This window comes from Chromohalobacter marismortui, from assembly GCF_004364315.1.
Lineage (GTDB): Bacteria > Pseudomonadota > Gammaproteobacteria > Pseudomonadales > Halomonadaceae > Chromohalobacter > Chromohalobacter marismortui.
This window is the reverse complement of the sequence record NZ_SOBR01000002.1, coordinates 139,994-163,501: the sequence shown is the minus strand read 5'-3', so window position 1 is coordinate 163,501 and position 23,508 is coordinate 139,994. Positions and strand designations below refer to the sequence as shown.

At 64.6% G+C, this 23,508-nt stretch carries 17 protein-coding genes; 14 read left to right on the top strand and 3 right to left on the bottom strand.

The genetic code is table 11. The annotated features are described in order from the left end of the window. Window positions 1-2: 2 nt before the first annotated feature. Window positions 3-887 (bottom strand): LysR family transcriptional regulator, encoded by an 885-nt coding sequence (locus C8E00_RS03955; protein ID WP_133694836.1) that lies wholly within the window; start codon window positions 885-887, stop codon window positions 3-5. 146 nt (window positions 888-1,033) lie between these two features. Here C8E00_RS03955 and C8E00_RS03950 point away from each other — a divergent pair, with 146 nt between their 5' ends. The 10 genes from C8E00_RS03950 (at window position 1,034) to C8E00_RS03905 (ending at window position 13,795) form a co-directional block, all read left to right on the top strand. Then, window positions 1,034-2,143: an S-(hydroxymethyl)glutathione dehydrogenase/class III alcohol dehydrogenase gene (locus tag C8E00_RS03950; RefSeq protein ID WP_133694833.1), complete on the top strand. Its 1,110-nt coding sequence runs from the start codon at window positions 1,034-1,036 to the stop codon at window positions 2,141-2,143. 147 nt (window positions 2,144-2,290) lie between these two features. Continuing rightward, complete coding sequence (gene fghA / locus C8E00_RS03945) at window positions 2,291-3,148, top strand: S-formylglutathione hydrolase (protein ID WP_133694831.1); 858 nt, start codon at window positions 2,291-2,293, stop codon at window positions 3,146-3,148. A gap of 258 nt (window positions 3,149-3,406) precedes the next feature. After that, a complete protein-coding gene (gene gbdR / locus C8E00_RS03940; protein ID WP_243833107.1) occupies window positions 3,407-4,540 on the top strand; it encodes a choline metabolism transcriptional regulator GbdR in 1,134 nt (377 codons plus the stop codon). A 244-nt stretch (window positions 4,541-4,784) separates the two neighbouring features. Further along, window positions 4,785-5,762 carry a dipeptidase gene (locus tag C8E00_RS03935; RefSeq protein WP_133694828.1) on the top strand — a complete coding sequence of 326 codons (978 nt, stop codon included), beginning with the start codon at window positions 4,785-4,787 and terminating at the stop codon, window positions 5,760-5,762. Between the two features lie 93 nt (window positions 5,763-5,855). Further along, complete coding sequence (locus tag C8E00_RS03930; protein WP_133694825.1) at window positions 5,856-6,401, top strand: 4-vinyl reductase; 546 nt, start codon at window positions 5,856-5,858, stop codon at window positions 6,399-6,401. 10 nt (window positions 6,402-6,411) lie between these two features. Further along, window positions 6,412-8,496, top strand: coding sequence for a dimethylglycine demethylation protein DgcA (dgcA, locus tag C8E00_RS03925; RefSeq protein WP_133694823.1), 2,085 nt, complete (start codon window positions 6,412-6,414; stop codon window positions 8,494-8,496). A 109-nt stretch (window positions 8,497-8,605) separates the two neighbouring features. After that, the gene (locus tag C8E00_RS03920) at window positions 8,606-10,657 is read left to right on the top strand and encodes a (Fe-S)-binding protein (protein WP_133694820.1); all 2,052 of its coding nucleotides are present in this window, start codon (window positions 8,606-8,608) and stop codon (window positions 10,655-10,657) included. Beyond that, window positions 10,654-11,922: an electron transfer flavoprotein subunit alpha gene (gene etfA / locus C8E00_RS03915; protein ID WP_133694817.1), complete on the top strand. Its 1,269-nt coding sequence runs from the start codon at window positions 10,654-10,656 to the stop codon at window positions 11,920-11,922. Before C8E00_RS03920 ends, etfA begins: the two co-directional genes overlap by 4 nt. After that, window positions 11,912-12,715, top strand: a complete 804-nt coding sequence (gene etfB / locus C8E00_RS03910) for an electron transfer flavoprotein subunit beta (RefSeq protein ID WP_133694815.1) — start codon at window positions 11,912-11,914, stop codon at window positions 12,713-12,715. The genes etfA and etfB overlap by 11 nt, the downstream gene beginning before the upstream one ends. Before the next feature lie 141 nt (window positions 12,716-12,856). Next, window positions 12,857-13,795 carry an ABC transporter substrate-binding protein gene (locus tag C8E00_RS03905; protein WP_133694813.1) on the top strand — a complete coding sequence of 313 codons (939 nt, stop codon included), beginning with the start codon at window positions 12,857-12,859 and terminating at the stop codon, window positions 13,793-13,795. A 26-nt stretch (window positions 13,796-13,821) separates the two neighbouring features. On the opposite strand, the gene C8E00_RS03900 is transcribed toward C8E00_RS03905, so the two are convergent. Further along, window positions 13,822-14,643 carry an alpha/beta hydrolase fold domain-containing protein gene (locus C8E00_RS03900; protein WP_133694811.1) on the bottom strand — a complete coding sequence of 274 codons (822 nt, stop codon included), beginning with the start codon at window positions 14,641-14,643 and terminating at the stop codon, window positions 13,822-13,824. Window positions 14,644-14,704: 61 nt separating this feature from the next. Beyond that, complete coding sequence (locus tag C8E00_RS03895) at window positions 14,705-15,883, bottom strand: MFS transporter (RefSeq protein WP_133694808.1); 1,179 nt, start codon at window positions 15,881-15,883, stop codon at window positions 14,705-14,707. A 276-nt stretch (window positions 15,884-16,159) separates the two neighbouring features. On the opposite strand from C8E00_RS03895, the gene fdhA reads away from it, so the two are divergent. The 4 genes from fdhA (at window position 16,160) to C8E00_RS03875 (ending at window position 23,496) form a co-directional block, all read left to right on the top strand. After that, window positions 16,160-17,353, top strand: coding sequence for a formaldehyde dehydrogenase, glutathione-independent (fdhA, locus tag C8E00_RS03890; RefSeq protein WP_133694806.1), 1,194 nt, complete (start codon window positions 16,160-16,162; stop codon window positions 17,351-17,353). Between the two features lie 159 nt (window positions 17,354-17,512). Next, window positions 17,513-19,231 (top strand): NADH-ubiquinone oxidoreductase-F iron-sulfur binding region domain-containing protein, encoded by a 1,719-nt coding sequence (locus tag C8E00_RS03885; protein ID WP_133694804.1) that lies wholly within the window; start codon window positions 17,513-17,515, stop codon window positions 19,229-19,231. 12 nt (window positions 19,232-19,243) lie between these two features. Continuing rightward, complete coding sequence (gene fdhF / locus C8E00_RS03880; RefSeq protein WP_133694801.1) at window positions 19,244-22,105, top strand: formate dehydrogenase subunit alpha; 2,862 nt, start codon at window positions 19,244-19,246, stop codon at window positions 22,103-22,105. Between the two features lie 140 nt (window positions 22,106-22,245). Further along, window positions 22,246-23,496 carry a sarcosine oxidase subunit beta family protein gene (locus C8E00_RS03875; RefSeq protein WP_133694799.1) on the top strand — a complete coding sequence of 417 codons (1,251 nt, stop codon included), beginning with the start codon at window positions 22,246-22,248 and terminating at the stop codon, window positions 23,494-23,496. Window positions 23,497-23,508 lie beyond the last annotated feature (12 nt).

Sequence of the window (23,508 nt, the reverse complement as noted above, 5' to 3'; positions counted from 1 at the left end):
GATCAGCCCTGTAACGCGACCGGTAGACGCGCGACCAGAAAGTCGACGAACTGGCGCACCTTGGGTGACAAGTGACGGTGGCGCGGGTAAATGGCCCATACGGCGGTGTCGGTGAACTGATAAGCCGTCAGCACCGGCACCAGCTCGCCCGTGGCCAGATAGGGCGCGATATAGTAGTCAGGCAGTTGCGCCAGTCCTAAGCCCTTCAATACCGCGTCGAGCAATGCCGGCCCAGAATTGGCGCGCCAGCGGCCTTCGATACGCACTTCCCGGCGCCGGCCACTGACCTCGAACAGCCAGCTGTCGCGTGATCCGCGCAGGCAATTGTGATGGGGCAGCTCAGCCAGCGAGTGCGGTGGTGCGGCGCGTTCGAAGTAGGCCGGCGACCCCACCACATACTCACGGCGTTCGCACAGCCGCCGGGCGATCAGGCTGGAATTACGTAGCACGCCCATGCGGATGGCGACATCGAACCCCTCCTCGATCAGCTCGACTTGGCGGTTGGTGAAGTTCATGTCGATTTCGAGCTGTGGATGCAAGCACTGGAAGTCATTGACCAGCGGGGCGATGTAGCGCTCGCCGAACGTGGTGGCGCAGGTCAGCCGCAGCGTGCCCTTGGGGCGCGACTGGAAGTCGACGATGGCCTCTTCGGCCTCGCGAAAACCGTCGAATAGATGCCGACAATGTCGGTAGTAGAGTGCGCCGGCATCGGTGAGGCGCGTCTGGCGCGTGGTGCGATACAAGAGCGTCGTGCCGAGTTGGCTCTCGAGTTGCCCGATCAGGCGGCTCACATGGGACGTGGACACCTGCAGATGGCGGGCGGCGCCGGAAAACGTACCCAAGCGGGCGACTTCGATGAAAGCTTCGATGCGATCCCAGCGCTGCATTGTTGCTCCATGGCAATAATGTTGTGACGTCGTAAGCATTTATCCAAGCGTGCCGACTGCCTAGACTGGTGGGGTTAACCACGCGCGCCTAGACTGCCTTTGCTGGCGCAGTGGGCGCCGCCACGATCGACGAAGGAGAATGCCTGATGAAATCACGCGCCGCCATTGCTTGGGAAGCCGGCAAGCCGCTGGAACTCGCCGAGATCGACGTCGAAGGGCCCAAGGCCGGCGAAGTCATGGTTCAGATCAAGGCGACCAGCGTCTGCCATACCGACGCTTACACGTTGTCCGGCGCCGATCCCGAGGGCAACTTCCCGGCGGTGCTGGGCCATGAAGGGGCCGGCGTCGTCCAGGAAGTCGGCGAGGGCGTCACCAGCCTCAAGCCCGGCGATCACGTCATTCCGCTGTACACCGCCGAATGCGGCCAGTGCAAGTTCTGTCTCTCCGGCAAGACCAACCTGTGCAGCTCGGTGCGCGCCACGCAGGGCAAGGGCGTGATGCCCGACGGGACCTCGCGCTTCTCCAAGGATGGACAATCGCTGCATCACTACATGGGCTGCTCGACGTTCAGCGAGTACACCGTGCTGCCGGAAGTCTCGCTGGCCAAGGTCTCGCCTGAAGCGCCGCTGGACAAGATCTGCCTGCTGGGCTGTGGGGTGACCACGGGCATCGGCGCGGTCATGAACACCGCCAAGGTCGAGCCGGGGGCCACCGTCGCCGTGTTCGGTCTCGGTGCCATCGGCCTGGCCGTCATCCAGGGCGCGCAGATGGCCAAGGCGAGCCGGATCATCGCCATCGACGTCAATCCCGACAAGTTCGACCTGGCGCGTCAGTTCGGTGCCACTGACTTCGTCAATCCGAAGGATTATTCGGACCCCATCCAGCAGGTCATCGTCGACTTGACCGACGGCGGTGTCGATTACTCTTTCGAGTGCATCGGCAACGTCAATGTCATGCGTTCGGCGCTGGAGTGCTGTCACAAGGGCTGGGGCGAGTCGATCATCATCGGTGTGGCCGGCGCCGGCGAGGAAATCTCCACGCGGCCGTTCCAGCTGGTCACCGGGCGCGTCTGGAAGGGATCCGCCTTCGGTGGCGTCAAGGGCCGCAGCGAGCTGCCGGGCTATGTCGACGACTACATGAACGGCAAACTCAAGATCGATGAATTCGTCACCCAAGATATGGCGTTCGAGGAGATCAACGAGGCGTTCGAGCTGCTGCACGCCGGCAAGAGCATCCGCACCGTGCTGCACTATTGACACGCGCCCGAAGCCGCGCGACACGCGCCCGAAGCCGCGCGACAGGCGCTTGACACGCGCCTTTGGTGATTCATCGCGCCCGGGCGCGTTCCGACGTCGTTCCATCCGCCGGCGGCTCGATGCCGTCGGTTTCTCAGGGAGAGCACCATGACCATGTCCGAATCGCTGGAGCTGGTTTCCGCCACCAAGTCGTTCGGCGGTTGGCTGAAGCGTTACAAGCATCACTCGCGGGCGCTCGATTGCGAGATGATCTTCTCCATTTATCTTCCGCCCCAGGCGGAAACCGACAAGGTGCCGCTGTTGTGGTGGCTGTCGGGTCTGACCTGCAATGATGAAAACTTCATGCAGAAGGCAGGGGCGCAGCGCGTGGCCGCCGAGCTGGGCATGGCCATCGTCTGCCCGGATACCAGCCCGCGCGGCACCGAGCTGCCCGGCGAGCATGACAGCTACGACTTCGGGTCGGGAGCGGGATTCTACGTCAATGCCATCCAGGCGCCGTGGTCCAAGCATTATCGCATGTACGACTACGTCACCGAGGAACTACCCTCGGTGGTGCGCCAGCATTTTCCGCTCAATGGGCGTGAAGCCATCAGTGGCCACTCCATGGGCGGTCATGGCGCGCTGGTATTGGCCTTGCGTCAACCCGGTCGTTATGCATCCGTCTCGGCATTCGCGCCGGTGGTCAACCCCATTGTCTCGCCTTGGGGGCAGAAGGCCTTCACCGCCTATCTCGGCGAGGACCACGGCAAGTGGACGCAATACGACGCCTGCGAGCTGATTGCCAAGGGCGCCTCGCGCCAGCCGCTGTTCATCGATCAGGGCGAGGCCGATAATTTTCTCGATGAACAGCTCATGCCGGAGCGCATCGAAGCCACGTGCGAGAAACACGATCATCCGCTGACGCTGCGCCGTCAGCCGGGCTACGATCATAGCTATTTCTTCATCGCGACCTTCATCGAAGAGCATTTGCATTATCACGCCAAGCATTTACAGCGAAAGCGTTAGTCCCACGCCGTTGCGTTGCCGACAGCTCGCGCGATGTCGTGTTGCCTCCATGCCTCGCCCCAATGAACGGGGGCGAGGCATTTTCTTGAAAACGTCAAAGCATGTCGTTTTTGATAGCGCTGGATGACGCTTTTAGATACGTTGAGGGGGCGCCTTCTCGTCACACTCGAGGCGTTGTACCTGACTTCCTACAATGACAATATCCCCCTGGTGAAGCATTACCAGTGGCTCCGAACGTGACATGGAGGAGAACCGCTGATGACCCGCTCGAGCGATCGCCCCGCGACGCCGGACGTCCCCAAGACGCCCATGCGTCTGGGCTTCTTGTTGATGGATAATTTCACGCTGATCTCGTTGGCCTCGGCGGTGGAGCCGTTGCGCATGGCTAACCAGTTGGCGGGGCGTGAACTCTACCAATGGACCACGCTGAGTACCGATGGCGAGGCCGTGCGGGCCAGCGATGGCTTGCTGATCACGCCGGATAACGGCATGCATGAGCCGTTGGCGCTCGACATGGTGTTCGTGTGTGGCGGTGTCGGTATCCAGCGTCATGTCACGCGTGAACACGTGCTGTGGCTGCAGGCTCAGGCGCGCCAGTCGCGGCGCATTGGCGCGCTGTGTACCGGCAGTTGGGCGCTGGCCAAGGCGGGGCTGCTGGATGGCTACGAATGCAGCATTCACTGGGAATTCCAGGCCGCTGCGCAGGAAGCCTATCCGCGCGCTACCTTGACGACGCGATTGTTTTCGATCGACCGCGATCGCGCCACGGCCTCCGGTGGGACGGCGCCGATGGACATGATGCTGACGTTGATCGCCCGTGATCACGGCCGTGAGTTATCGGCGGCGATCTCCGACATGTTCATTTGCGACCGTATGCGTGGCGAACAAGATCAGCAGCGCGTGCCGTTGCGACACGTGCTGGGAACTAGCCAGCCCAAGTTGCTCGAAATCGTGGCGCTGATGGAGGCCAATCTGGAGGAGCCCATTGCCCTCGACGAGCTGGCGAACTACGTGAACGTCTCGCGTCGCCAACTCGAGCGCCTATTCCAGAAATACTTGAGTTGCTCGCCGTCGCGCTATTACCTCAAGCTGCGACTGACCCGGGCTCGACAGTTGCTGCGCCAGACGTCGATGTCGATCATCGAAATCGCCTCGGTGTGCGGGTTCGTTTCCACACCGCATTTTTCCAAGTGCTATCGGGAATACTTCGGCACGCCGCCGCGCGACGAACGCCAGATGCGTCTGGCGAGCGCCAGCGTGGCACTGACGCCCGCCACGCAGCCCGCGGGCAGTGAAGACGACGCTTATGTCGCGCCACGCACCTCCAGTGCCATGCAGGCCCTGGCCCAGGCGCAAGGCGAACCCACCTATGCGAGCGTGCATTTGCGATAGTGCGGCGCAAAGCGTGATTTCTCCACCGGGGCCGTCCGATCATCGGGCGGCCCCGGTGCGTTAAGAGTTCTTCCCCTGCCTTCGCATTCCCCCGGCGTCCACCATCATCGAGGTTTGGAAATGAGCTCAAAGGCCGATTCCAAGGCGTGACGCATTTGGAATTTTCCTCGTCGCTTCCAAGCGTCGGCGGTCTCGAGGACGGGGCTAAGCTGGCCGACATGACGCCATTCCGGGAGCGAGACTCATGACCGCGCAAGCACTGCACGACGACGCCATCGTCATCGATGGCCTGATTATCGCCAAGTGGAACCGTGACCTACTCGAAGACATGCGTCGGGGTGGCTTGACCGCCGCCAATTGTACCGTCTCGGTATGGGAAGGGTTTCAGGCCACCGTCGACAATATCGTTCAGACCAACGCACTCCTCGCGGCGTGCGACGACCTGGTGCGGCCCGTGCATACCACCGCCGATATCACCCGCGCCAAGGAAGAAGGCAAGACCGGCATCATCTACGGTTTCCAGAACGCCCACGCCTTCGAGGATCAGATCGGCTACGTCGAAGTCTTCAAGAAGCTCGGCGTAGGCATCGTACAGATGTGCTACAACACCCAGAACCTGGTGGGCACCGGCTGCTACGAACGCGACGGCGGGCTCTCCGGTTTCGGTCGCGAGATCGTCGCCGAGATGAACCGCGTGGGCATGATGTGTGACCTGTCCCACGTTGGCGAGACCACGTCCCGCGAGGTCATCGAGGCCTCCGAGAAACCGGTCTGCTATTCCCATTGCCTGCCATCCGGTCTCAAGGAACACCCGCGCAACAAGTCCGATGCGGAACTCCGGTTCATCGCCGAGCATGGCGGTTTCGTCGGCGTGACCATGTTCACGCCCTTCCTGCGTGCCGGGGTCGACGCCACCGTCGACGACTACGTCGAGGCGATCGAATACGTGATGAACATCGTCGGCGAGGACGCCATCGGTATCGGTACCGACTTCACCCAGGGCCAGGACCAGGCCTTCTTCGAATGGCTCACCCACGACAAGGGCTACGCTCGGCGACTGACCAACTTCGGGACCATCATCAATCCCGAGGGCATCCGCACCATCGGCGAGTTCGGCAATCTTACCGAGGCGCTCTTGCGACGCGGCATGAGCGAGCGTCAGGTGCGCAAGATCATGGGCGAGAACTGGGTGCGCTTGCTACGCGACGTCTGGGGAAGCTAACGCGAGACAGAAGAAAGAAGAGGAAAGAAGGAAGAAGCTTCCCTTACCTCTTATCCCTTCCTTCTGCATAACGACAATTCGAGGAATACGACCGTGACCAAGATGGCCCCCGAACTGCCCATCGAGGTGGATAGAGAAACCGGCGTGTGGACCACCGATGCCCTGCCGATGCTCTACGTGCCTCGCCACTTCTTCATCAACAACCACGTCGCGGTGGAAGAGGCGCTGGGCGTGGAGACCTACGCGGATATCCTCTATCACGCCGGCTACAAGAGCGCCTGGCACTGGTGCGAGAAAGAGGCCGAGCTGCACGGCCTGGAGGGCGAGGCGGTGTTCGAACACTACATGACACGGCTCTCCCAGCGCGGCTGGGGGCTGTTCATCACCGAAGACATCGACCTCGATGCGGGCACCGCCCAGGTACGTCTCGAGCACAGCGCCTTCGTCTATCAGCTCGGCAAGGTCGGGCGCAAGGTCGAGTACATGTTCACCGGCTGGTTCGCCGGTGCCATGGATCTGATTCTCGAGGCCCGGGACAGCGACCTGCGCACCATCGCCGAGCAGACCCAGAGCGCCGCCGAGGAAGGCTGCGACGTCGGCCGCTTCACGGTCGTTCCCCGTCATACCCTGGCAGGTTGAGGTTTCCGAGATGGCATTCGATGCGTTGTTCAAGCCGATCGAGATCGGCAATCTCACCATACGCAACCGCGTGGTCAGCACTGCCCATGCCGAGGTCCACGCGACCGATGGCGGCATGACCACCGAACGTTATGTCAAGTACTACGAGGAGAAGGCCAAGGGCGGTTGTGGATTGTGCATCTGCGGTGGCTCCTCGCCGGTATCGATCGACAGCCCCCAGGCCTGGTGGAGTTCGGTGAACGTCTCCACCGACCGGATCATTCCGCACTTCCAGAATCTGGCGGACGCCGTGCACAAGCATGGCGGCAAGATCATGATCCAGATCACCCATATGGGCCGCCGGTCGCGCTGGGATGGCTTCGACTGGCCGACGCTGCTATCGCCGTCGGGCATTCGCGAGCCGGTACACCGCTCGACCTGCAAGACCATCGAGGAAGAAGAAATCTGGCGCGTCATCGACGATTTCGCCCAGGGGGCACGTCGCGTCAAGGAGGGCGGCCTCGACGGCATCGAGTTGTCGGCCGTGCACCAGCACCTGATCGACCAGTTCTGGAGTCCGCGTGTCAACAAGCGCGAGGACCAGTGGGGCGGCAGCTTCGAGAATCGCATGCGCTTCGGTCTGGAAGTCCTCAAGGCGGTACGCGCCGAAGTCGGCGACGACTTCGTGGTCGGCCTGCGCATCTGCGGCGACGAGTTCCATCCCGACGGTCTGACCCACGACGACATGAAACGGATCGCCACCTACTACGATGCCACCGGCATGGTCGATTTCTTCGGCGTGGTCGGCTCGGGATGCGACACGCACAACACCCTGGCCAACGTGATTCCCAACATGTCCTACCCGCCGGAGCCGTTCCTGCACCTGGCGGCGGGCGTCAAGGACGTGGTCAGCGTGCCGGTGATCCATGCCCAGAACATCAAGGATCCCAACCAGGCCAGTCGTATTCTCGAGGGCGGCTACGTCGATCTGGTCGGCATGACCCGGGCACACATCGCCGACCCGCATCTGATCGCCAAGATCCAGATGGATCAGACCGACCGGATTCGGCAGTGCGTCGGTGCCAACTACTGCATCGATCGTCAATACCAGGGGCTCGACGTGCTGTGCATCCAGAACGCCGCCACTTCGCGCGAGTACCTGGGCCTGCCCCACGAGATCGCCCCCAGCGACGGGCCGAAGCGCAGGGTGGTGGTGGTCGGTGGTGGTCCGGGCGGCATGGAGGCGGCGCGCGTCGCCGCCGAGCGCGGCCACGAGGTCACGCTGTTCGAGGCCGCGGACCAGATCGGCGGTCAGATCACGCTCGCCGCCAAGGCCCCTCAGCGCGACCAGATCGCCGGCATCACCCGCTGGTACCAGCTCGAACTGACACGGCTCAAGGTCGACCTGCGCCTGGGCACCCGTGCCGACGACGCGACCATCGCCGATCTGCGGCCGGACATCGTGGTGCTCGCCACCGGCGGCCAGCCCTTCCTGTCGCAGGTGCCCGAATGGGGCTATGCCGAGGACCGCGAACGGAGCCTGGTCGTCAGCACCTGGGACATTCTCAGCGGGGCCGTCGAGCCCGGCAAGAACGTACTGATCTTCGACTCCATCTGCGAGTTCGCCGGCGTTTCGGCGGCGGATTACCTGGCCGACAAGGGCGCCCAGGTCGAGATCGTCACCGACGACATCAAGCCCGGCGCGGCGGTTGGTGGCACCACCTTCCCGACCTATTACCGCAGTCTCTACGAGAAGGAGGTGATCATGACCTCCGACCTGGCGCTGCACAGGGTCTATCGCGAGGGCGATGCCCTGGTCGCGGTACTCGAGAACGAGTACACCGGCGCCCAGGAAGAGCGGGTGGTCGACCAGGTGGTGGTCGAAAATGGCGTGCGACCCGACGAGGCGCTCTATTACGCCCTCAAGGATCAGTCGCGCAACAAGGGGCAGGTCGATATCGAAGCGCTCTATGCCATCCAGCCCCAGCCCGCGCTGGCGACGCTGGACGACGATGCCGATGCCGGCTTCGTGCTGTTCCGACTGGGCGATTGCACGGCGCCGCGCAATACGCATGCGGCGATCTATGATGCCCTGCGGATCTGCAAGGACTTTTAACCCCTAGCTGGAAGCCTGAAGCTTGAAGCTGGAAGGACCCTCTGCGCTTTGCGCCCTTTCTTTCAGCTTCCGGCTTTCAGCTTCCAGCTCGCCGATGAGGTGAGCCATCATGCTCGATACCCTCCTGCCGATCCTGATCTTTTCCGCCCTGGCGCTGGCGGCGGTCGGCGCCGTGCGGCGCATTCGTCTGTGGGGGCAGGGGCGGCCGTCGCCGGTGCCCGTGCTCCGCGGTCTGGCAGCGATGCCGCGCCGTTATCTGGTCGACCTGCACCACGTGGTGGCGCGCGACAAGGTGATCGCCAACACCCACGTCGCCACCGCCGGCGGCTTTGTCGCCGCCATGGCGCTGGCGATCGTCGTCCATGGCCTGGGCCTCGGCTCTGGCTGGGTTAGCGGTGTCCTGGGCTGGTTGCTGCTGGCAGCGAGCGCGACGATGTTCGCGGGCAGCCTGTTCGTCGCCCGGCGTCGGCGGAATCCGCCGGCGCGCCTGTCGAAGGGGCCCTGGATGCGTTTGCCCAAGAGTCTGATGGCGTTCTCGCTGGGCATCTTCGTGGTGACCCTGCCGGCGGTGGGCGTGCTGCCCGCCGACGCCGGCGGCTGGCTGGTCGCGCTGGTGCTGGCCGCCGTGGTGGCCTGGGGGCTGGCCGAGCTGGTGTTCGGCATGACATGGGGCGGGCCGATGAAGCACGCCTTTGCCGGCGCCCTGCACCTGGCCTTCCATCGTCGTCCCGAGCGCTTTTCGGACAAGCGGGGGGGCGAAGGCCGCTCGACCGGGCTCAAGGCCCTCGATCTCGAGGATGATCAGGCCCCGCTCGGCGTCGAGACACCCGCCGATTTCACCTGGAACCAGTTGCTGGGCTTCGACGCCTGCGTGCAGTGCGGCCGTTGTGAAGCGGTCTGTCCGGCCTTCGCGGCGGGACAGCCGCTCAATCCCAAGAAACTGATCCAGGACATGGTGGTCGGCATGGCCGGCGGCAGTGACGCCCATTACGCTGGCTCTCCCTATCCCTCCCCCGAGCGTGGAGAACAGCCGGTCGGCGAGCACCAAGGCTCACCGCATGGCCCCATCGTCGCGCCGGCTGCGACAAAAGATGGCAAGGCGCTGGTCGACGCCGAAACGCTGTGGTCGTGCACCACCTGTCGTGCCTGCGTCGAGGAATGCCCGATGATGATCGAGCATGTCGATGCCATCGTCGACATGCGCCGCCACCTGACCCTGGAAGAAGGCGCGACGCCCGGCAAGGGCGCCGAGGTCATCGACAACCTGATCGCCACCGACAACCCGGGCGGTTTCGATCCCGGGGGACGCCTCAACTGGGCGGCGGATCTCGAACTACCGCTGATGGCCGATGTGGAACGCGCCGAGGTGTTGCTGTGGCTGGGCGATGGCGTCTTCGACATGCGCAATCAGCGCACGCTGCGAGCCTTGATCAAGGTGCTGCGTGCTGCCGGCGTCGACTTCGCGGTGCTCGGCAATGAAGAGCGCGACAGCGGCGATGTGGCTCGTCGGCTGGGAGACGAAGCCACCTTTCAGTCGCTGGCACGGCGCAATATCGCCACGCTGTCGCGGTATCGCTTCGAGTGTATCGTCACCTGCGATCCGCACAGCTTCCACGTGCTCAAGAACGAATACGGTGCCTTCTATCCGCCTGGGCAGGAAGCCGATTACCCGGTCTGGCATCACAGCACGTTCATCCATCAGTTGATCGAGTCCGGCCGGCTGCGATTGGCGCCGGGGCAAAGGGCGCGCGTGACCTACCATGATCCGTGCTACCTGGGCCGCTACAACGGTGAATACGAGGCACCCCGTGCGGTACTGCAAGCGCTGGGCGTCGAGCTGGTCGAGATGCAGCGTTCGGGCTACCGCTCGCGTTGCTGCGGCGGTGGCGGCGGTGCACCGATCACCGACGTCCCCGGCAAGCAACGCATCCCTGACATGCGCATGGGCGACGTGCGCGAGACCCAGGCCGAGCAGGTGGTCGTGGGCTGCCCGCAATGCACCGCCATGCTCGAAGGCGTCGTCCCGTCAGCGAATGACGAAGAGGTCGCGGTCAAGGACATCGCCGAGATGGTCGCCGCCGCGCTGGATACCACGCCGGCGGCGACACCCGTGCCGCGTGATGCCTCGACCCCGCAGGCTGCCGAGGAGGTACTGTCATGAGCGACTTACCGCGTCGCGATCCGCGCCTGGAATGGATCGCCCGCAATCGCCTTCATCCTCGCCACGAGGAGGTGCTCGTCGCGCTGGGACAGGGGGCGGCCAGCGAATGGCCGGGGCCCAATGGCCTGGTGCGCAAGAATCCGCATCGAGTGGGGTTCATCGGTCCTCACGGTGTGAAGCGTATCGACCGCAGCGGTACGCAGCAGGGGGCGATGGGCGGCAAAGCGTCGACGCCCGTCGCCGATCGCAAGCCCTTGATCGAGATCGCCGAGCCGGCTTTCCTGGTGGCGGTGGTGCCGGATATGGCCGGCGGTCGCCTGAGCGGGCATGACAAGGACCTGCTCGGCCTGGCCCGCCGGCTCGCCGATGCCGACCCTGCGGCACAAGGGGCGGTGGTGGCCGTGATTTTCGGTCCCCACAAGGAGACCCGCTTCGGTGAGGCGGGCATCGACCGCCTGCTGCATCTCGATTCGCCGGAAGTCACAGGCTATGCCCCCGAGGCGCGCCTGGGAGCGCTGGTCATGGCAGAGCAGGCCTGGGCGCCACGCCATTGGCTGTTGCCGGATTCCAAGTTGGGCGGCGGCGAACTGGGAAGGCGCCTGGCCGCGCGTCTCGACGAGCGGCCGGCGACGGGCATCTGGCAGCTCGAAGCAGATGCCGAGGCGGCGACCGGCTGGCAGTGCACGGCACGGGGCGCGGCCGGGTCGCTGGATATTCGGCGCCCCCTGCCGCGCATCGCCCTGGCCTTGGCCGAATGTGCCGAGCCGGTCAGCGAAACGCGCCACACTGCCGCCGAACTGGCCTTGCCTCAGCCGTTGCCGTCGACCTTGTCGCGTATTCAGGATCTGGGGCAGGTGAGTGTCGATCCCGCCAGCGTCGCCTTGTCCGAGGCCGAATTCATTCTCTCTGCCGGTAATGGCGTCAAGGATTGGCAAGGCTTTCACCATGCTGCCGAGCTCCTGGGCGCCACCGAAGGCGCGTCCCGCGTGGCGGTGGATGATGGCTTCATGGCCCGCGATCGTCAGGTGGGCGCCACCGGCACCTGGGTCACGGCGCGGGTCTATGTGGCCGTGGGCATTAGTGGCGCCATCCAGCACCTGCAGGGGATCCAGACCTGCGACAAGGTGGTGGCGATCAACATGGATCCTGGTTGCGACATGATCAAGCGTGCGGATCTCGCGGTGATCGGGGATTCGACCCAGATACTTGAAGCGCTGGTCACCTTGGTGACGCAAGCGCGGGAGGAGAAACGCGATGCAGCCTGAATCTGCCATGACGCCAGGACTCGATGTGACGGTGCTGGTCTCCGTCGGGCGTCATCCGCTGACCGGCCGGGTACGGCGTGCCGATCAGGATGCTCGAGGCGTGGAACTGGCACGTTCCTTGGCGAATGCCGAGGTTCGCTTGCTGCATGCCGGTGAACGCAACGAAAGCAGCGACGCGGCATTGCGTGGCTATCTGGGCATGGGATTCTCCGAACTGGCGTTGCTCGAGCAACCCGAGGGTGCCGATGTGTTGCCCGCGCTGGCGGAAGCGCTGGATGCGACATCGCCACATCTGGTGATCACCGGAGAGCGTGCCGAGCGGGGCGAGGGATCGGGCCTGTTGCCCTATCTGCTTGCCGAGCGTCTTGGCTGGCCGCTGGTGAGTAGCCTGGCGGCGGTGGAAAGCGTCGAGAACGGCGTGGCGACCTTGCTGCAAGCCCTGCCGCGGGGGCAGCGGCGGCGACTCAGCGTCCGCCTGCCGGCCATCGTTACCGTCGATGACGCGGCCCCGGCGCCGCGCCAGAGCGCCTATGGCCCGGCGCGACGCGGCACGTTAGAGGCCTCGATGGGGCCGGTGAGCAATGACGAAGAATGGGCCAAATGGCAGGTTCAACCCGCACGTCCACGCCCCAAGCGCCTCAAGATCGTCAAGGCGACGTCTGCGCGGGACCGCTTCAAGGCCGCCGCCGCCAAGTCCGACGGTGGTGGCGGGCAGGTGCTCACGGATGTGACCCCGACCCAGGGCGCCGAAGCGATTCTGACGTTATTGCGCGAGGAGAACGTCTTGCAGTGAGGGCACATCGTCGAGGGGGCGAGCGCTCTCAATGAGAACGCATGAAAGACGCTTGGTGCGTATTTTTTGTCGCTTGATGGTAATGGTTTTCGGCGAGGTGGCGCAGAGTAGGGAAAACCTAAACGACCATGGAGTCCTCTCATGCGCAAGAGTCTGTTTCGTTCCTCGCTTGCCTCGTTAACGCTGGCATGGCTTGCTGCCGCCGGACCGGCACAAGCCGAGCTCGATACCGTGCGCTTCGGTGTGCCGCCGTGGCCGGGGGTGACGGTCAAGTCGGAGATTGCCGCGCAACTGCTCGAGGCGATGGGTTACAAGACCGAGCAGAGTCAACTGGCAGTGGGGGTCATCCTCAATGGTCTCGCCAGCGACGACCTCGAGGTCTATCTCGGGGGCTGGTATCCCATCGAGGAAGAGATGATCGAACCGCTGATCGCCGATGATAAGGTGGCAAAGGTCGCACGCAACATCAGTAACGCCAATTCCGGGCTGGTGGTGCCCGAATACGTCCACGAAGCCGGGGTCGACAGCGTCGCCGATCTCGATCAATACCGCGAGCGTTTCGCTGGCCAGATTCAGGGTATCGAGGCAGGCACCGGCATCAACGACGCCATTCTGGCCGCCATCGACGCAAATAAAGCAGGGCTTGGTGACTGGGAACTGCGCGAGAGTTCGACCACGGCGATGCTGGCCTACGCCGAACAGAAGATCGCCAATCAGGAGTGGGTGACCTTCGTCGGTTGGGAACCGCACTGGATGAACGTCAGCTACGATCTTTATTACGTGAAGGACGCCGACGACAGCGGCGTCGCCGAGATCAAGAGCACGGTCTGGACCGTGGTACCGGCCGAGCTTCAATCGGAAGATGCCAACCTCTATCGCTTCCTGTCGCAGTATCGGGTCTCGATCGAAGACCAGAACGCCTGGGTCTACGAATACAGCCACGAGGAACGTCCCGCCGACGAGGTCGCCAGCGAGTGGATCCGCCATCACTACGCGACCGTGGCGAAGTGGCTCGAGGGCGTGACCACCAAGGCGGGCGAGCCGGCCATCGACGCCGTCAAGGCACAACTGGGAAGCTGACAGTCGTGCGAGGTTTCTTATAGGGACTAGGCGTCGCCCAGGCGCTTATGCATGGCCTGGCAGAAGTCCTGCCAGGCGGCGGCCATGTCCGGCAATTCGGCATGACCGTGGAGGGCCGAATGCACCATGTTCGGCGCGCAGCGGTAACCGACCGCGGCGCCTGCCGCACGCCAGCGCTCGATGGCCTGTTCCAATGGCCGCGTCAGCGGGTCATGCTCCACGGCCAGTGCTTCGATGAGGGTGACGGGGGGATGGTGCGGATCGAGCGCCGGCACATCGTCGGCGGCCATCTCCCACAACGAGAGAATATCCGCGCGCGACAGCAGCGGGGCGTCCGCGCCCAGATTTGTGGGTGTCGGCGTCCCCACCACCGGGTAGATCACGCCCAGCATGCCTTTCCACTGGCTCGTGCCCGCCATGTCGAGCGCCAGTCGACCACCGGCGCTGTCACCGATCACGGCGACGGGGTCGAGCGCTTCCACCACCATGCGGCAATCGTCCAGCGCCTCAGCGTAGTGCGCTTCCGGCAGCAAGCGGTAGTCGACGCTGATGACCTCGCGTTCGAGTCGCTCGGCGAGATCGGCGGTGATCCCGTGATGACTCCTCGGTGACCCCAGGTTCCAACCGCCGCCGTGCACATAAACGATGCACTCGCTCAAGGGCCGTGCCGGCAGGAAGCGACGCACGGCGACACCGGCCACAATGTCGTCGTCGACCTGCATGCCTTCCGGATCGGTCGGACGGTGTTCGGCATGCAGGGCGTCATAGAGGCGTCGTCGTTCGCCGAGTGGGGCATTGGCATGATCGCCGAGCGGCGTCAGGCGTTGAATGAACGACTCGATCTGCATTCGCAAGCTCCTCGGCAATGTCAGGGTACCGACACAGTCTGGTACGCGCCTGTCTCTTCGCTCAAGATGTGCCTGAGCGCGGAGTCGTTTCCCGGTGCTCGGGCAGGCCACTGGCGAGCAAGATGCTGATCACGCCACCGCCCAGGGCGATCCACAACGGTGCCGCGGGTGCCCACAGCGCGGCAACCGGTCCCAGCAGCATCACGCCCAGCGCGGCCAGGGCATTGGCGAGTCCCAGTGCCATGCCCGATCCCAGCGAGCGGTTCTCGGGCAGGATGTCCTGAGCGATGAGGATGCCCAGCGGCAGGGTCGCGAACAGGCTGATGCCCAGCACGCCGAGCACGATCCACAGCCAGAGACCTTCGGCCAGCAGGAAGGCGGCGAGCATGATCACCGAGATGCTCATGGCGGCGATCAGTACCGGGCGGCGGCCGAAATGATCCGAGAGCCGTCCGCCGCCGAGATTGCCGATCACGCCGACGACCAGCAGAACGGTGATGAAGCTGGCGCCGGTGGTGAGATCGCCCCCCGCCTGGGTCCACATCAGCGGCACATAGGTCACCACCGAGAGAATCATCAGCGAGCGCAGCGTGGAAAACGCCACCAGACGCGACAGGGGGCCGGCGTGGCGGCGCCAGGCGATGGGAGTGGCATGCGTGTTGCGGGGCGGCAAGCGCGGTGCCCAGCGCAGCATGAACGGCAGCGTCGCGAGTGCCGGCAGAGCGAGCAGCCATAGATAGTCCAGGCCCCAGTGCACCACTACCCAGCTCGCCACGGCCGGCCATACGCCGCGCCCCACCTCGCCGCCGACCATGAACACCGACATGGCGGTACCGGGCCGTTCGCCGCCCAGTTGACGGATGCCGGCCAGCGCCTGGGGGTGAAAGAAGGCGTTGGCAATGCCGATCATCACCAGAATGCCGATCAGCGACCAGAAGCCGGAGGCGAAGCCTATCAGCGCGCCACCCAGCGACGAGCCAGCCAGCCCCAGAGCCACCATGACGCGACCGCCGACACGGTCGGCGAAGAGCCCCACCAACGGTTGCAAGGCCTGGCCCATCAACAGGGCGGCCATGATCGTGCCCGCCAGGGCTACCGAGAGATTGAGCGAGATCAGAATCGCCGGCAGCACGCCCGGCAGGTAATTGGCGGCGCCGTCGTTGAGAAAATGCGCCCAGCTCATGCCGGTCAGGCGAGCGGGCTGGGAACGAGACGCGGTGATGGTGGGCGAGACCTCCATGGCGGACTCCGATGTGGTGGGCGACAACGCCCCGAGGCGAGACGTATTTTGCTCATTGCTTGGATACCATGCCCCTGGTGTGGGAACAAGTCGCGCTTACGATAAGCCGACGAAGGATTGCTTCGCCAAAGAGCCACTGGCCTTCACGGGCGGAAAATGTCTCTTTTGAGCATGGCGATGACTCGTTGGGAACAGTCCGCACCAGCAAGAGGGCTATGGTCGAAGAGTGGCGTTGACGCCACGACGCCTCTCACCACGAATCAAAGGACAATAGCCATGAGTGCAGCCAACCGCGGCGTGATCTACATGGGCGCCGGCCACGTCGAAGTTCAACCGATAGCCTTTCCCGAGCTGGCGCTGGGAGATCGCAAGTGCCAGCACGGTGTGATACTCAAGGTCGTCACCACCAACATATGCGGCAGTGACCAGCACATGGTGCGCGGGCGTACCACCGCGCCTGCCGGCATGGTGCTGGGACACGAGATCACCGGCGAGGTCATCGAGTGCGGGCGCGACGTCGAGTTCGTCAGTGTCGGCGATATCGTTTCGGTCCCTTTCAACATTGCCTGTGGACGTTGCCGCAACTGCAAGGAGGGGCAGACGGGCATCTGCCTCAACGTCAATCCAGCTCGCCCGGGTGCCGCTTACGGATATGTCGACATGGGCGGCTGGGTCGGTGGCCAGTCCGAATACGTCATGGTGCCCTATGCGGACTTCAACCTGCTGAAGTTCCCCGACCGTGACATCGCCATGGACAAGATCCGCGATTTGACGTTGCTCTCCGATATCTTTCCTACCGGCTTCCACGGTTGCGCCACCGCCGGTGTCGGCCCCGGCAGCACCGTTTATATCGCCGGTGCCGGCCCCGTGGGACTGGCCGCAGCGGTCTCCGCCCAACTGCTGGGGGCTGCCTGTGTCATCGTCGGCGATATGAACCCGCAGCGTCTCGACCAAGCCAAGAGTTTCGGTTGCGAGACCCTGGACCTGCGCCAGGACACGCCCATGCCCGACATGCTGGAGTCGATCCTCGGCGAACGCGAAGTGGACAGTGCAGTGGATGCGGTCGGCTTCGAGGCGCGCTGTCATGGTCACAATCATGCGCATGAGCAGCCCGCCACGGTGCTCAATGCCTGCATGGACGTCACCCGGGCCGGCGGCCAGATCGGCATCCCCGGGTTGTACGTCACCGAAGACCCCGGTGCCGAGAGCCAGGAAGCCCAGCACGGCAACCTCTCGATGCGCCTCGGGCAGGGCTGGGCCAAGTCTCATTCTTTCCATACCGGTCAGTGCCCGGTGATGAAATATCACCGGCAGCTGATGCAGGCGATCCTGTTCGACAAGGTGAACCTCGCCGATGCGGTCAACGTCGAGATCATCTCCCTGGACGAAGCGCCGCGTGGGTATGCGGACTTCGACGGCGGCGTGGCCAAGAAATTCGTCATCGACCCACATGGCAGCGTGGCCGCCTGAGCGGTGTGAATGGCCCCGGCACGCGACCGGGGCTAACCTGCAACGAGGCGCCTGTCTCAGGACAGGGTGGCCGATATCCGGGGGCCGTTGTCGATGGCGGTCCGTCCCGCCGTCCAGCACGTCCCCGGGCAAGTGCCTATCGATAATAACGAGCACGCCATGACCGTCGAGACTCTCACTCCCAAGCGTCGTTTCCGCAACAAGCTCCGTGGCCGTGATCTGCCCCCCGTCGCGCTGGCGGCGCTTCGCCAACTCCTCGGCGATGAACGCGAGGACGATGAACGGCGCCGCCGCGACCTCCTGATCGAGCATCTGCACACCCTCCAGGATGCCCAGGGCCACCTCTCGCTGGTGATGCTTCGCGCGCTTGCCACCTACATGAATCTGCCCATGGCCGCGATCTATGAGACGGCGACCTTTTACGCGCATTTCGACGTGGTCCATGACGATCAGTCGCCACCCCCCGAGGTGACGGTGCGGGTCTGCGATTCGCTGTCCTGCCGGCTGGCCGGTGCCGAGGCGCTCAAGGCAAAGCTGGCGGCCGGCGTCGATCCGGAAGCGGTCCGGGTGGTGCGAGCCCCTTGCATGGGGCGCTGCGATACCGCGCCGGTGGTGGAAGTGGGGCATCATCACGTGTGCTTCGCTACCCATGAAGGGGTGGCCTCGGTGATCGATACCGGTCATTACCATCCCGAGGCGATTCTTTGGCAGCGGCTGGCGGATTATCGCGCCGAGGGTGGCCATGCGTTGCTCGCCGACTGCCACGCGGGACGCGTCACGGTCGAGGCGCTGATGCAGGCGCTGGAAACCGCCAATCTGCGCGGCCTGGGCGGCGCCGGCTTTCCCACCTTCAAGAAATGGACCTTCGTGCGCCAGGAAGCGGGGCCGCGCTACTGTGCCATCAACGCCGACGAAGGCGAGCCCGGCACCTTCAAGGATCGCATCTATCTGGAGCGCGCGCCGCACCGCTTCCTCGAGGGCGCCCTGGTCAGCGCCTGGGCGGTGGAGGCCGAGGCGCTCTACATTTACCTGCGCGACGAGTATCCGGGCCTGCACCGCGTATTGCGCGAGGCGATCGCCGAGCTCGAGGACGAGGGCCTGGTGACGCCGGGCTATATCGTGCTGCGGCGCGGCGCCGGTGCCTATATCTGCGGCGAGGAGTCGGCGATGATCGAGTCGCTGGAGGGCAAGCCCGGCAAGCCTCGCCATCGGCCGCCCTTCGTCGCCCAGAGAGGGTTGTTCGATCGTCCCACGCTGGTCAACAACGTGGAAACCGTCTACTGGATTCCGCTGATCTGGCAGCGCGGCGCCGAGGCCTTCGCGCGCCAGGGCCGCCACGGGCGGGTGGGGCTGCGCAGCTTCTCGGTCTCCGGCCGGGTCAAGCACCCCGGCGTGCACCTGGCCCCGGCGGGCATCACCCTCGAGGAGTTGATCGAGGAATATTGCGGTGGCATGGCCGAGGGCCACCGCTTGGCTGCTTATCTACCCGGCGGCGCCTCCGGCGGCATTCTGCCGGCGTCCAAGGCGAACGTGCCGCTGGACTTCGACACCCTCCAGGCGCATGGCGGCTTCATCGGCTCGGCGGCGGTGATCGTGTTGTCCGACCGGGACGATCTGCGTGGCGTCGCCACCAATCTGCTGGCCTTCTTCGCCGACGAGTCCTGCGGTCAGTGCACCCCTTGTCGGGTAGGCACCGAGAAGATGCTGACCCTGCTCGAGGGCGACGAATGGGATGCCGCGACCCTGACGCGCCTCTCGCAGGTGATGATGGATGCCTCCATCTGCGGCCTCGGCCAGGCGGCGCCCAATCCGGTGCTGGGGCTGCTCAAGGACTTCCGCGGTGAACTCGCCGCCCAGAACGTGATCGTCAAGGGATAAGGGAGACATGGCATGAGCAAGCAACGCTCGAACACAAGCTTCACCCTGACCCTGGACGGAGTGGCCGTCAGCGCCACTGCCGGGGAGACGCTCTGGCAGGTGGCCAAGCGTGCCGGCGAGAGCATTCCTCACCTGTGCTTCAAGGATGCCAGTGGCTACCGCGCCGACGGCAATTGCCGCGCCTGCATGGTGGAGATCGAGGGCGAGCGTGCCCTGGCCGCCAGTTGCCTGCGCGAGGCCGTCCCCGGCATGGTGGTCAAGAGCGCCAGTTCAGAGCGGGCCCGCACGGCGCGGGAAGGCGTCATGGAGCTGCTGCTGGTCGACCAGCCGGCGCGTGACGACAGCCCTGACCGTTCCAGCCACTTCTGGGCCATGGCCGATCAGCTGGCCATCGATGCCACGGCGGTGCGCCGACGGCTACCGGCGCGGGCCGAGCGAGCGTCGGCCACCGTACACCATGTGCACCTTCCCGAGCATTCGCGGCGCGCCTCGTCGACCCATGACGCCAGCCATTCGGCCATGAACGTCAACCTCGACGCCTGCATCGGGTGCAATCTCTGCGTGCGTGCCTGTCGCGAGGTCCAGGGCAATGACGTCATCGGCATGGCCCATCGCGGTGCGGCAGCCAAGGTCGTCTTCGATTTCGACGACCCCATGGGTGATAGCACCTGCGTGGCCTGCGGCGAGTGCGTCCAGGCCTGCCCGACCGGGGCCCTGATGCCGGCGACCCTGGTCGACGAAGCGGGGCGCGGCGATTCCCGGGTGGCCGACCGCAGCGTCGATTCCGTGTGCCCCTACTGCGGCGTGGGCTGTCAGCTCACCTACCATGTCAAGGACGACGCGATTCTCTTCGTCGAAGGGCGCGAGGGCCCTTCCAACCAGAACCGGTTATGCGTCAAGGGCCGCTTCGGCTTCGATTATCCGCGTCACCCGTCACGCTTGACCACGCCACTGATCCGCAAACCGGGGGTGCCCAAGGGGCTCGATCCCGGCTTCGATCCGGCTCAACCGCTGACCCACTTCTTTGAAGCGAGCTGGGACGAGGCACTGGAGCTTGCCGCCGGCGGACTTTCTGCGCTCAAGGCAGCCCACGGTCCCGATGCCCTGGCCGGCTTCGGCAGCGCCAAATGCTCCAACGAGGAAGCCTGGCTGTTCCAGAAGCTGGTACGCACCGGCTTCGGTTCCAACCATGTGGACCATTGCACCCGGCTGTGCCATGCCAGCTCGGTGGCGGCACTGATGGAGTGCATCGGCTCGGGCGCGGTGACCGCCTCCTTCATGCAGGCGCTAGAGGCCGATGTCGTGATCCTCACCGGCTGCAATCCGACGATCAACCATCCCGTGGCGGCCACCTACTTCAAGCAGGCGGCCAGAAACGGCACCAAACTGATCGTCCTCGATCCACGCGGCCAGGCACTGGATGCCTACGCGCATCGCAGTGTGCGTTTCACGCCCGGTGGCGATGTCTCGCTCTACAACGCCATGCTCAACGTCATCATCGGCGAGGCGCTCTATGATCAGGCCTATATCGATGCCCATACCGAGGGCTTCGAGGCCCTCAAGGCCCATGTGCGTGACATGACGCCCGAAGCGATGTCGCCCGCCTGCGGCGTCGAGCCCGAGCGGATTCGCGAGCTTGCACGGCTGTATGCCCAGGCCGAGCGGGCGATGATCTTCTGGGGCATGGGCATTTCCCAGCACGTGCATGGCACCGACAACGCCCGCTGCCTGATCTCGCTGGCGCTGGCCTGCGGCCAGACCGGCCGTCCCGGGACCGGCTTGCATCCGCTGCGCGGCCAGAACAACGTCCAGGGCGCCTCCGATGCCGGCCTGATTCCCATGGTGTTGCCAGACTATCAACCGGTGGGCGACGCCCAGATGCGCAGTGCCTTCGAGGAACTGTGGAACTCGCCGCTGGATGCGACGCCAGGCCTCACGGTGGTGGAGATCATGCATGCCATCGCTACCGGTACCATCAAGGGGATGTACATCCTCGGCGAGAATCCCGCGATGTCCGACCCGGACCTCGATCACGCCCGGGCAGCGCTGGCCAAGCTCGAGCATCTGGTGGTGCAGGATCTGTTCGTCACCGAGACCGCGCAGTTCGCCGATGTGATCCTGCCGGCCTCGAGCTGGCCGGAAAAAGACGGCAGCGTGACCAACACCAACCGTCAGGTGCAGCTCGGTCGCGCTGCGGTGCCGCTACCCGGTGAGGCGAAGCCCGACTGGTGGATCATCCAGCAGCTCGCCAATCGCCTGGGCCTGGACTGGCATTACACGCATCCGCGCGAGGTGTTCGACGAGATGAAGCAGGGCATGGCGTCGCTCGATCACATTTCGTGGGCCCGGCTGGAACGCGAGAGCTCGGTGACCTATCCCTGCCCCGCCGAGGATGCCTCCGGCTTTGATGTGGTGTTCTCCGACGCCTTCCCCACCGGGAGCGGGCGGGCGACGTTCACGCCGACCCGGCCACTGCCGCCGGATGAGCCCATCGATGACGACTATCCCACGGTGTTGATCACCGGGCGCCAACTGGAACATTGGCACACCGGCTCCATGACCCGGCGTACTCGGGTCCTCGATGAGCTCGAGCCCGAAGCGGTGGCCAGCCTCGCGCCGTCGGAGCTGGGCCGCCTGCGGCTATCGCCGGGCGAGCCGATCACCATTACCACTCGTCGCGGCAGCATCACCCTGAAAACGCGCGCCGATCCCTTGATGCAGTCAGGCATGGTGTTCGTACCGTTCTGCTATCTGGAGGCGGCGGCCAATATCCTGACCAATCCGGTGCTCGATCCGTTCGGCAAGATCCCCGAGTTCAAGTACGCCGCCAGCCGGTTGCAGCGTGGCGAGGTGGCGACGGCGCTCGAGGGGTGATCGCACTGACGTGTCGCAAACGCATCCGGGCATGACGTTTGCGAGTACCCGGCGCCCAGGAGGACGGGGCTACCATCGTGGCAGACACAGACACGTCGTCGTGCCATGACAGCGCACGGGGATAGCGCAGGAGAGGTGCCATGCAACGTTATTCAGGCTTCGGGCTCGTCAAGCACGCGTTACGTCACCACGAGGATTGGCAACGCCAATGGCGCAATCCCACGCCCAAGCCGGGCTATGACGTGATCATCGTCGGCGGTGGGGGACATGGTCTGGCCACGGCGTACTACCTGGCCAAGGAACACGGCATTACCAACGTGGCGGTACTCGAGAAAGGCTGGCTGGGCGGGGGTAATACCGCGCGCAACACCACCATCGTGCGTTCCAACTACTTGTGGGACGAGTCGGCGGCGCTCTACGAGCATGCCATGAAGCATTGGGAAGGGCTCTCGCAGGAGCTCAACTACAACGTCATGTTCTCCCAGCGTGGCGTGTTGAACCTGGGCCATACCCTGCAGGACATGCGCGACATTCAGCGCCGGGTCAATGCCAATCGCCTCAACGGCATCGATGGCGAGGTGCTGGATGCCGAAGGGGTGCAGTCGCTGGTGCCGATCATGGACTGCTCGAAGCGTGCTCGATACCCGGTCATGGGGGCGTCCTGGCAACCGCGTGCCGGGGTGGCGCGTCACGATGCCGTGGCCTGGGGGTATGCCCGTGCCGCCGACGCACTGGGCGTCGACCTGCTGCAGAACACCGAGGTCACCGGCTTCAAGATTCGCGATGGGCGGATCCTGGGCGTGCACACCAACCGCGGCGATATCGAGGCCAAGACCGTGGGCTGTGTCACGGCGGGCAATTCCAGCGTGCTGGCCGGCATGGCCGGCCTCAACTTGCCGCTGGAGTCGCATCCCTTGCAGGCACTGGTCTCCGAGCCGCTCAAGCCGGTGCTGGACACTGTGGTGATGTCCAATCACGTGCACGGTTACATCAGTCAGTCCGACAAGGGTGACCTGGTCATCGGCGCGGGCATCGACGGCTACAACGGCTATGGCCAGCGGGGCAGCTATCCCACCGTCGAGCACACCTTGCAGGCCATCGTCGAGATGTTCCCGATCTTCTCCCGGGTGCGCATGAACCGGCAGTGGGGCGGCATCGTCGATACCTGCCCGGATGCCTGCCCGATCCTTTCCAAGACCAAGGTCAAGGGACTCTATTTCAACTGTGGCTGGGGCACGGGCGGTTTCAAGGCGACACCGGGCTCGGGGCATGTCTTCGCGGCCAGTCTGGCCAAGGGGGAGATGCATCCCATCGCCGCGCCGTTTTCCATCGACCGCTTCCACAGCGGCGCGTTGATCGACGAGCACGGCGCCGCTGGCGTCGCGCACTAAGGGAGAGCCACC

Bases quoted from the DNA above. Each gene is read 5' to 3' on its own strand.
- C8E00_RS03955 (WP_133694836.1), bottom strand. From the start codon at position 887: ATGCAGCGCTGGGATCGCATCGAAGCTTTCATCGAAGTCGCCCGCTTG.
- C8E00_RS03950 (WP_133694833.1), top strand. From the start codon at position 1,034: ATGAAATCACGCGCCGCCATTGCTTGGGAAGCCGGCAAGCCGCTGGAA.
- fghA (WP_133694831.1), top strand. From the start codon at position 2,291: ATGACCATGTCCGAATCGCTGGAGCTGGTTTCCGCCACCAAGTCGTTC.
- gbdR (WP_243833107.1), top strand. From the start codon at position 3,407: ATGACCCGCTCGAGCGATCGCCCCGCGACGCCGGACGTCCCCAAGACG.
- C8E00_RS03935 (WP_133694828.1), top strand. From the start codon at position 4,785: ATGACCGCGCAAGCACTGCACGACGACGCCATCGTCATCGATGGCCTG.
- dgcA (WP_133694823.1), top strand. From the start codon at position 6,412: ATGGCATTCGATGCGTTGTTCAAGCCGATCGAGATCGGCAATCTCACC.
- C8E00_RS03920 (WP_133694820.1), top strand. From the start codon at position 8,606: ATGCTCGATACCCTCCTGCCGATCCTGATCTTTTCCGCCCTGGCGCTG.
- etfA (WP_133694817.1), top strand. From the start codon at position 10,654: ATGAGCGACTTACCGCGTCGCGATCCGCGCCTGGAATGGATCGCCCGC.
- etfB (WP_133694815.1), top strand. From the start codon at position 11,912: ATGCAGCCTGAATCTGCCATGACGCCAGGACTCGATGTGACGGTGCTG.
- C8E00_RS03905 (WP_133694813.1), top strand. From the start codon at position 12,857: ATGCGCAAGAGTCTGTTTCGTTCCTCGCTTGCCTCGTTAACGCTGGCA.
- C8E00_RS03900 (WP_133694811.1), bottom strand. From the start codon at position 14,643: ATGCAGATCGAGTCGTTCATTCAACGCCTGACGCCGCTCGGCGATCAT.
- C8E00_RS03895 (WP_133694808.1), bottom strand. From the start codon at position 15,883: ATGGAGGTCTCGCCCACCATCACCGCGTCTCGTTCCCAGCCCGCTCGC.
- fdhA (WP_133694806.1), top strand. From the start codon at position 16,160: ATGAGTGCAGCCAACCGCGGCGTGATCTACATGGGCGCCGGCCACGTC.
- C8E00_RS03885 (WP_133694804.1), top strand. From the start codon at position 17,513: ATGACCGTCGAGACTCTCACTCCCAAGCGTCGTTTCCGCAACAAGCTC.
- fdhF (WP_133694801.1), top strand. From the start codon at position 19,244: ATGAGCAAGCAACGCTCGAACACAAGCTTCACCCTGACCCTGGACGGA.
- C8E00_RS03875 (WP_133694799.1), top strand. From the start codon at position 22,246: ATGCAACGTTATTCAGGCTTCGGGCTCGTCAAGCACGCGTTACGTCAC.